Origin of the sequence: Actinomadura bangladeshensis (assembly GCF_004348335.1) — a bacterium.
GTDB lineage: Bacteria > Actinomycetota > Actinomycetes > Streptosporangiales > Streptosporangiaceae > Spirillospora > Spirillospora bangladeshensis.
In genome coordinates, this window is sequence record NZ_SMJW01000323.1 from 1 (window position 1) to 7900 (window position 7900).

Annotated in this window: 9 protein-coding genes and 1 pseudogene; 3 read left to right on the forward strand and 7 right to left on the reverse strand. The window is 72.7% G+C overall.

What is annotated here, in order from left to right; all coding sequences use genetic code 11:
- Positions 1 to 330: 330 nt before the first annotated feature.
- The 4 genes and pseudogenes from E1284_RS43470 to E1284_RS36225 form a co-directional block, all read right to left on the reverse strand.
- Positions 331 to 597 (reverse strand): annotated as a pseudogene (locus E1284_RS43470) (ATP-binding cassette domain-containing protein); the annotation flags it as partial.
- A 56-nt stretch (positions 598 to 653) separates the two neighbouring features.
- Positions 654 to 815, reverse strand: a complete 162-nt coding sequence (locus E1284_RS42085) for a hypothetical protein (protein WP_165965565.1) — start codon at positions 813 to 815, stop codon at positions 654 to 656.
- 209 nt (positions 816 to 1024) lie between these two features.
- Positions 1025 to 1594 carry a G5 domain-containing protein gene (locus E1284_RS36220; protein WP_207924148.1) on the reverse strand — a complete coding sequence of 190 codons (570 nt, stop codon included), beginning with the start codon at positions 1592 to 1594 and terminating at the stop codon, positions 1025 to 1027.
- 96 nt (positions 1595 to 1690) lie between these two features.
- Positions 1691 to 2575: an SDR family oxidoreductase gene (locus E1284_RS36225; RefSeq protein WP_131944666.1), complete on the reverse strand. Its 885-nt coding sequence runs from the start codon at positions 2573 to 2575 to the stop codon at positions 1691 to 1693.
- A gap of 106 nt (positions 2576 to 2681) precedes the next feature.
- On the opposite strand from E1284_RS36225, the gene E1284_RS36230 reads away from it, so the two are divergent.
- Positions 2682 to 3503: an SAM-dependent methyltransferase gene (locus E1284_RS36230; RefSeq protein ID WP_207924149.1), complete on the forward strand. Its 822-nt coding sequence runs from the start codon at positions 2682 to 2684 to the stop codon at positions 3501 to 3503.
- A 45-nt stretch (positions 3504 to 3548) separates the two neighbouring features.
- On the opposite strand, the gene E1284_RS36235 is transcribed toward E1284_RS36230, so the two are convergent.
- Positions 3549 to 4697, reverse strand: coding sequence for a S1 family peptidase (locus E1284_RS36235; RefSeq protein WP_131944668.1), 1149 nt, complete (start codon positions 4695 to 4697; stop codon positions 3549 to 3551).
- 170 nt (positions 4698 to 4867) lie between these two features.
- On the opposite strand from E1284_RS36235, the gene E1284_RS36240 reads away from it, so the two are divergent.
- Positions 4868 to 6214 carry a beta-1,3-glucanase family protein gene (locus tag E1284_RS36240; RefSeq protein ID WP_207924150.1) on the forward strand — a complete coding sequence of 449 codons (1347 nt, stop codon included), beginning with the start codon at positions 4868 to 4870 and terminating at the stop codon, positions 6212 to 6214.
- 37 nt (positions 6215 to 6251) lie between these two features.
- Here the strand turns inward: E1284_RS36240 and E1284_RS36245 are convergent, their stop codons facing one another.
- Positions 6252 to 6746 (reverse strand): phosphoribosyltransferase family protein, encoded by a 495-nt coding sequence (locus tag E1284_RS36245; RefSeq protein ID WP_131944670.1) that lies wholly within the window; start codon positions 6744 to 6746, stop codon positions 6252 to 6254.
- Positions 6747 to 6856: 110 nt separating this feature from the next.
- On the reverse strand, positions 6857 to 7453 hold the full coding sequence (locus E1284_RS36250; protein ID WP_131944671.1) for a dihydrofolate reductase family protein: 597 nt from the start codon (positions 7451 to 7453) through the stop codon (positions 6857 to 6859).
- Between the two features lie 234 nt (positions 7454 to 7687).
- On the opposite strand from E1284_RS36250, the gene E1284_RS42090 reads away from it, so the two are divergent.
- Positions 7688 to 7900, forward strand: a 213-nt coding sequence (locus tag E1284_RS42090) for a hypothetical protein (RefSeq protein WP_424923528.1), incomplete at its 3' end; no start/stop codon positions are given.

Here is a 7900-nt window from a genome sequence, read left to right on the forward strand (position 1 = left end):
GTGAGGGGCTCCGCCCCCCACACCCCCCTCCCGGCTCAGGTGTCCGCGACTCCTTCGGTCTCACTTCGCCGCTGTTTCTTGGGGCTTCGCCCCTCGCCCCCTCCCCGGCTCGGGTGCCCGATCATCTTTCTGTCCCACTTCGCTGCTGTCTCTTCGGGGCTTCGTCCCTCGTCGGCTCCGGCTCACGATCACACCCGCCGCCGGGGTGCGGGCGCGGTGCGGTTTGTTAGGGCGGCTAGGGCTGTTGCTGCTGCCAGGGCCTCCAGGTCTGTGTCCGTCAGGGCTTGGCGCCGTCGCAGAGTGCGGTTTCCGGTCGCGCGGCCGCGCGCGAGTCAGCAGCTTGTCGACCGCAGAGAACTGCCCCGTGACCGCGAGGGCGGACCGGACGCCGCGCGCGTCGCGCCTCAGGTCGTGGCCCGCGACGGACGCCTCACCGCCGTCCGCGGGGAGCAGTGTGGAGAGGATCCGCACGGTCGTCGTCTTGCCCGACCCGTTCGGGCCGAGCAGGGAGAAGATCGTGCCGGCCGGGACCTCCAGGTCCATCCCGTCGAGAACGACCTGATCGCCGAACGACTTGCGCAGCCCGCTCGCCGTGATCGCCGGTGCCGGTAACGCGTTGCCATTGTCTCCTCGTTTCCCGGTCCGCGTCCGCGTCAGCCGGAGTCGGAGTCGGGGATGCCCGGATCGGGCAGCTTGCCCTCCGAGCGCAGCTTGTCGCGGTGGACCCGCCACTCGTCGCGCAGGGCCGCCAGTTCCTCAGGCACGCCCCTGCGGACGGAGGTGTCGTCCGGGAGCAGGGCGAGGCCCTCCCGCATAGCACCTCGCTCATCTCGGCGATCGTCTGCTGCGGCGGATCGCAGATGAGGAGGTACCCCGAGCAGCCGGCCCGCCATGGGCGGGAACCCGTACTGGCGCGCGTAGAAGCGCCCCGCATGGTCGGCGAAGATCAGTTCGGCGTCGGTGGACGCATGACACAGCTACGAGCTTCGCAGTTATGACACACATTTCTGTCATAACTGCCCGGTCAGGTGTCGCAGGCGATGCCGTCGCCGTCCCGGTCGAGGTCGTAGATGTCGCTCCCGACGACGCGGACCGGGCCGCTGACGTAGCCGGGGCCGTTGCCGCTGCCGCCCGCGCAGTCGACGTCGCTCGCGATCGGAACGCACGCGCCGCTGTAGTTGGGGTCGCACGAGCGGGCGCGCTTGGTGCCGACGGCGATGACGCGGGCGACGGGCGCCCTCGTCACCTTCGCGCCGACCAGTTTCCGGGACGTTTCCGTACCGCCGGTGTAGGTGACCGTGTAAGTCAGGGTCCTGACGCCCGCGACGCCGCGCCTGCGCACCTTGGTCTTTCCGGCGGCGAGCGCCGGATCGCTCACCTTGCGCGTCTTGTACGGGATCTTCCGCGTCTCGGTGACCGTGCGCTTCTCGACCGCGGGGGTGGTCGCGGACGGCGGCGCCGCGGCGGCCGAGGCGCTGGTCGGCGTGCCGCCGGGCGCGCTCGACGCCGCGACCTCGGCGGGCGGATCGACCTTCGCGTCGCAGGCCCCGAGCAGAAGTCCGCCGATCACTACCACCACAAAGGCGTTTTTCACGATTTCCCCCTTTTAGTGGAGGAAATCGTGCTCCCTTACGACCCGCCGGTCAATGCGGTACACAGGCCGCTTGCGGTCAGGGCGCGCCGTCCGCGGTCAGGGCGCTCCGGCACCGGTCAGGAGGGCGCGGTGCCGCTCCATCAGGTCGACGATCGGGCGGGGCGGGCGGCCGGTGAGGCGCTCGACCGTGTCGGTGAGGGGTTCGCCCCAGCCGGCGCGGAGGGCGACGCCGAAGGAGACGATCATGCCGCGGACGTCGTCGGGCACGCCCGCTTCGCGCAGCCCCGCCTCGAAGGACGCGTCGTCCACGCTCTGGTAGGCGACGGGCCGGCCGGTGACCTTGGCCGCCAGGGCGGTGATGTCGGCGAAGCTGAGCAGTTCCGGGCCGGTGACGTCGTAGGTCTCGCCCTCGTGGCCGGGCGAGGTCAGGACCGCGGCGGCGACGGCGGCGCAGTCGTCGCGGTGGACGAAGGCGCCGCGGGCGTGGTCGGTGTTGTCGACCAGCATCCCCCGGGCGATCGCCGGCGGCAGGATCTGCGTGACGGGCGTCTCCGCGTACAGGCCGTTGCGCAGGTAGGTGACGTCGAGGCCGGAGTCGTCCAGCAGCTCGTGGGTGCGCAGGTGGTCGGGGACGACCGTGGACGGGCAGGCCGGGTCGACCATGATGTAGGAGGTGTAGACGATGTGCCGCACGCCCGCCGCCTTCGCCGCGTTGACGGCGTTCTCGTGCTGGGTGACGCGGTGGCCGAGCTCGTGCAGGCTGATCAGCAGCAGCCGCTCGCCGCCCGCGAACGCGGCGGGCAGCGACTCCGGGCGGTCGTAGTCGCCGTAGCGGACGGTCACGCCCCGGTCCGCGAAATCGGCCAGCGCGCCGACATTCCTGCTGACGAGGATCAGGTCATCGGGCGACACCTTTTCCAGCACGTATTCGGCGGTCGCGCGCGCGAGCTGCCCCGAGGCGCTGGCTATGACGATCCTCATCACGTTCCTCTATCAGTTGATTACGGAAAGCGAATTGCCGGGCCGGTGTCCCGTTAAACTAAACTACCGATCCCGGCCGGCGCCAGGAGCATGGAGGTCCACCGACGTGTCACCGCCCGAGGCTTCGCAACCGCTCGTCGACTCCGCGCATCCGTCGTCCGCGCGGGTCTACGATTACCTGCTCGGCGGAAAGGACAACTTCGCCGCCGACCGGATCGCCGCGGGCAAGATCGAGGAGGCTTTTCCCGCCATCCGCGTGGGCGCCCAGGAGAACCGCAGGTTCCTGCTGCGCGGTGTCCGGTTTCTCGCCGCGGAGGCGGGAATACGGCAATTCCTCGACGTCGGCACGGGCATTCCGACGTCACCGAACGTGCACGAGGTCGTCCAGGGCATCACGCCCGAGGCGCGCATCGCCTACGTCGACAACGACCCGGTCGTGCTGGCGCACGCGCGGGCGCTGATGGTGTCCGATCCGCGGGGGAAGGTCGGGTACCTGGACGCCGACATCCGCGAGCCGGAGGCCATCGTCGGCAACCGGCTCGTCCGCGACGTGCTCGACTTCGACGAGCCGATCGCCCTGCTGCTGAGCGCCATCCTGCACTTCATCCCCGACGATCAGGGGCCGGAGGAGATCGTCCGGACGTTCGTCGGGGCCCTGCCGCCCGGCAGCTACGTGCTCGCCACCCATGTGACGCCGGAGCACGAGCCGCGGCTGCGGCCCGCCTCGGCCGGGTACGGGGACGACGGCGTCCGCACCCGGCCCCGGACCGCCGCCGAGTTCGAGCGGCTCGTCTTCACGGGTCTCGACCTCGTCGAGCCGGGTGTGGTCCTGGTGTCGCAGTGGCGGCGCGATCCCGATGACCCGCCCGCGCCCGGTCCGGCGGAGGTGTCCGCGTACGGCGGGCTGGCCGCCGTACCCGGCGCGTGACGCGGGCTTGGCGCGCGGCGCGGGCGCGGGCCGGGCCTCCGCGCGTCAGCTGACCTCGGCGTCGAAGGCCTGGAGCGCCTCGGTCACCGGCTGGAAGAACGTGACGCCGCCGGTGCGGCAGTCGCCCGAGCCGCCGGAGGTGAGGCCGAGGGCGGTGCCGCCGGCGAAGAGCGGGCCGCCGCTGTCGCCGGGCTCCGCGCAGACGTTCGTCTGGATCATGCCGGTGACGGTGCCCTCGGCGAAGTTCACCGTGGCGTCGGTGGCGAGGACGCGGCCGGTGTGGACGCCGGTGGTGCTGCCGCTGCGGGCGACGCGCTGCCCGACGACGGCCTCGCCGGCCTGGGTGATGTCCACCGCGCGGCCGTTGTAGAGGTTGACCGCCCCCTCGCCCGCGGCGCCCTGGTCGACCTGGACGAGCGCGAAGTCGTTGCCGGGGAAGCTGCTCTGCACGGTGCCGCCGAGGGGCTGCCCGCCCTGCGCGTCGGCGGTCCAGTCCCGCACCGCGTTGCCGCAGTGCCCGGCGGTGAGGAAGAAGTCCTGCTGCCCGCGCTTGACGTTGAAGCCCAGCGAGCAGCGGGCGCCCTGCCCGAAGATCGGGTCGCCGCCGAGGGCGAGGGTGTGCAGGCGGCCGGGGAAGCGCACCATCCGGACGGCCGTCCCCTGCTGCCGGGCGGTGCGCTGGACGGCGGCCATCCGGGCGCCGGTGACCGAGCCGTCCGTCCAGATGGTGACCTTCGACGTGGCCGGGTCGACGGCCCAGCCGGTGCCGGGGATGTCGGCGAAGGAACTGCGCAGCGCGGCGGTGACCCTGCGCAGTTCGGCGGGGCTCCGCCGCGTCGTCTTCGGGACGGCGCCCGCCGCGCGGACGGTCGCGGCGTCGGCCTCGTTGGTGACCGTGACGACGGGCCGTCCCGCGGAGTCGATGTAGGCGCCGGTCGTGCGGTCGCCGAGGCGGTCGGCGAGCCGGGCGGCGGTGGCGGCGGCCTGCCCGGTGACCTGCTCGGTCGCCGGTCCGGCGGGCCGCCGTCCGGCCTGCGCGTCGCCGACGAGGCCGGCCTGCCGGCCGCCCGCCGCGGCCCCGGAGCCGGACTCGGCATGGACCACGTACAGCGCGCCGGCGAGGAGCCCGGCGGATCCGGCGGCCGCCGCGGTCGTCGTGACCGCGGTGCGCAGCCGGCTGTTCCTCACGCTCATGAACCCTCCCGGGGGCGTCGATCTTCGCGTGGGGATACGCACCCCGCCGGGACGGAGTTCAATCGCGCCCCCGATACCGGGCGCGCCCTTGACGGCCAGATAATCCACGCTTTGAATCATGCTGTGAAATAACCAGGGGCCCCGCACACCACCCCCCGAAGGAGATGCGCATGCCTCCCGTCCCGCCCCATGCGCCGCCCAGGAGAGCCTGGCCGGCGGCCCTGTTCGCGCTCCTGCTCGCCGCCGCGCTCGCCGTCCCCGCCGGGCGCGCCGCCGCGGCGGCCTGCGGCACGTCGGACGCTGCGCTGAACCGTCCGGCGACCGCCTCGTCCACCGAGAACGCGTCCTACCCCGCCTCCGCCGCCGTCGACGGCAACGCCGCGACCCGCTGGTCCAGCGCCTTCAGCGACCCCCAATGGCTGCAGGTCGACCTCGGCTCCGCCCAGGACGTCTGCCAAGTCGTCCTCGACTGGGAGACCGCCTACGGCAAGGCCTTCCAGATCCAGATCTCCGACAACGCCACCGACTGGACGGCCATCTACTCGACCGCCAACGCGACCGGTGGAAACCAGACCCTCACCGTCACCGGCAACGGCCGCTACATCCGCTTGTACGGAACCACCCGCGCCACCCAGTGGGGCTACTCCCTGTTCGGGATGGCCGTGCACACGGCGGGGTCGACCACGCCGCCGGCCGACGACGGCTTCTGGGGCGACACGTCGACCATCCCGCCGGCGCGGAACGTCCTCACCGTGAAGGTCCTCAACCGGACGAACGGGAAGTACCCCGACAGCCAGGTGTACTGGAGCTTCAACGGCCAGACGCACTCCATCGCCGAGCAGCCCTACCTGGACATGCCGGTCAACTCGGCCGGCCGGATGTACTTCTACCTCGGGTCCGCCGACAGCCGCTACCGGGACTTCATCGAGTTCACGGTCGGCGCCGACGCCTTCAACGGCAACACCACGCGGGTCGACGGGTTCGGCCTCAAGCTCGCCCTGCGGCTGCACGCGCACGACGGGTACGACGTGTCCGTGGGCGAGGACCGGGCCACGTTCGCCGAGGACCGCGCGGCCACCTTCCAGCGGTTCATCGACGAGGTCCCCGCCGAGTTCGACTCCCTCGCCACCGTCGACGCCCCCTACCGGATCCCCTCGCCGGGCAACGCGCCCGCGTTCCGGCCCGGCGGCGAGCACGCGGACTACTTCACCGGCTACGCCGCGTCCGTCGGCGTCTCCGCCACGACCCAGGAGGTCACCGGATGCGCGGGGCCGCTCCGGGAGGACGCCGCCAAGTGCTCGGCCATCAACCGGCACGTGGCGCAGCTGCCGCAGTCGCAATGGTCCGACCCGTCGCTGTTCTACAAGGCGGCGCCGGCGAACTACTACGCCGAGTTCTGGCACGACCACGGGATCGGCCACCGCGCCTACGGCTTCCCGTACGACGACTACGCCGACCAGTCCTCGTTCGTGTCCCACGGCGACCCGCAGTACCTCCTCGTCGCCGTCGGCTGGTAGCGGCAGGTGCCGACCCCGCCCTGGTCGACCTGCGCCGCTATATCGCGGCGTGCCGGGGCGCGGTCGCCCGGCTGCTCGGGGTGATCCGGGCCGCGTCGAGCAGCCGGGTCACCTCGTCCGCCGTGACGGGCGAGTCGTCCAGGTAGTAGTCGCCGATCGCGTCGAAGTAGCAGGGGGTGAGGGGGCGCTCGACCTCGTCGGCGGCGTCGCGGAGCGCGTCGACGGCCCCGGGCGCCCCGACCGGCACCGCCAGCACGACGCGGCGCGCGCCGCGTGCGCGCGCGGCCTCGCACGCGGCGCGCGCCGTCCGGCCGGTCGCCACGCCCTCGACCACGATGATCGCCGTCCGGCCGCCGAGCGGCGCGGCCGGCGACCGGCCGGCCAGCTCCAGCGGCGCGTCCAGCGCCACCGCCACCTCGTAGGCGATGGGGACGGCGCCCGGCCTCGCCGCGATCACCACCGCGTCCTGCGTGCGGTGCCGCCGCAGGCGGCGCCCGAGCCAGCGCCCCGCCTCGCTCCTGTCGGTGTACATGCCGCCCCTTCCGCGTGGTTCGTCCCGGTTCCCCTGCCCTTCCAACTCTGCGCCGCTCGGCGCGTCCTTACCCGAGGCGACCGTCCCTGACCTGCGGGGACCTTGGTCCTCTAGCGGCCGACCCGGTAGGTCACGTGGGTGACGAGGTCGGTGTGGGAGACCGCGACCGGTTCGAGCCCGAGGTCGCCGACGCCGGTGAACAGCCGCTCCCCGGCGCCGAGGACGATGGGTGCGATGTGCAGCCGGAGCTCGTCGATCATCCCGGCGGCGAGGTACTGGTTCACGGTCTGCGCGCCGCCCGCGACGGCGATGTCCGCGGCGCCCGCCGCCTCCCGCGCCCGTGCCATGGCCGCCTCGATCCCGTCCGTGACGAAGTGGAACGTGGTTCCGCCCTGCATCGGGATCGGCTCGTGCTCGTGATGGGTCAGGACGAACACGGGCGCGTGGTAGGGCGGCTCCTCGCCCCACCAGCCGGTCCAGTCCGAGCCGTCCCAGGGGCCGCGCACCGGTCCGAACATGTTGCGGCCCATGATGAAGGCGCCGGCGTCCGTGATCTTCTCGATGACCTCGGCGTTGGCCTCGCGCTGCTCGAACATCCACCGGTGCAGCCGCTCGGCGCCGTCACCGAGGGGCTCCTCCAGCCGCTGGTTCGGGCCGGCGACGAAGCCGTCCACGGAGATCCCGATGTCACAGGTGACCTTGCTCATGTCCGTACCTCCTTCTCGGGCGCCCCGGCGGCGCCGCTCATGAATGGATCGGAGCCGCGCCCGCGTCCTCGACATCCCGGCGAGACTGAATCTCCGACCGGCGTACCCCGCCGATCTCATCGGGGACGGGGTTGAACCGGCGGGCGGCGGGCGGACGTGCTGTTGTTGTCGCGTTCGCGGCGGGGGACCGAGCCTCGGGAGGACGAACTGACCACCGATAGCCGCGCGGAGCGGGTGACAGAGGAAGACGTGCAGGCCGCCGGGCGGGACGCGGGCGGCGGGCGGCGCGGGCGGATCGCGGCGCGGGCGGTGACCGGCGCGGCGTTCCTGCTGGTGCTGCTCGCGCTCGTCACGCCGGCCGAGTTCGCCCGGCTGACGCCGGGGGCGTTCGTGCGCATCCCCGTCGAAGGGGTCCTCGGCGTCGCGCTGATCCTCGTGGTGCGGGGG